This window comes from Variovorax sp. P4_D9, assembly GCF_056401695.1.
In genome coordinates this window covers 1-618 of record NZ_JBFUIU010001719.1, presented here as the reverse complement: position 1 = coordinate 618, position 618 = coordinate 1, and the positions used below count along the sequence as shown (strand labels likewise).

The window sequence follows — 618 nt, the reverse complement described above, 5'->3', positions numbered from 1 at the left end:
GGCATCGTCTCGCTGGACGACCTGATGGACGAATGCGCCAAGGAACTCGCCGGCCTGGCGAGGGTGATCCGCAGCGGCATCCAGAGGGAAGTGGCCGAAACGAACACCGCCCCGCCCCCGCCGAAGCCTTTGCCCTTGCGCTTCCCCGCGACGGGCACGGCCGGCCGGAGCTCCGTCCCGGCGCCGCATTGACCGGCTTCATGACGCGGCCCCCAAGGAAGCGCATCCTCGTACCCATTGACGGCAGCGCGACCGCCGAACAGGACCTGCGCGAAGCGATTCGGCTGGCCGCAGATCAGAAGGCTCGACTGCGTCTGCTGTACGTCATCGACGACTTCCCGATGCTGGTCGAGTTGTCGAGTGTCGCAAACTTCGACGAAGCGCTGCAGAAGTTGCGCGACTACGGGCAGCGGCCTCTCGCTGGCGCCCAGAAGATGGCGGGCGAAACCGGCGTGCAGCCGACACGGTTCTGCGCGAGGTCACGGAAGGCCGCATCGCCAACGCCGTGGTGGACGAGGCCGGGACTTACGCATGCGACCTGATCGTCATGGGCACTCACGGTCGGCGTGGCCTGAGTCGCATGGCGCTGGCAGCGATGCGGATCTCGTCGTATGAACT

Annotated in this window: 1 protein-coding gene and 1 pseudogene; both read left to right on the top strand. The window is 66.8% G+C overall.

The window, feature by feature from the left end; translation table 11 throughout:
- Positions 1-192: hypothetical protein (locus tag AC1DY5_RS57965; protein WP_478123089.1), on the top strand; the 192-nt coding region annotated here is incomplete at its 5' end.
- A gap of 8 nt (positions 193-200) precedes the next feature.
- A pseudogene (locus AC1DY5_RS57960) lies at positions 201-618 on the top strand (universal stress protein); the annotation flags it as partial.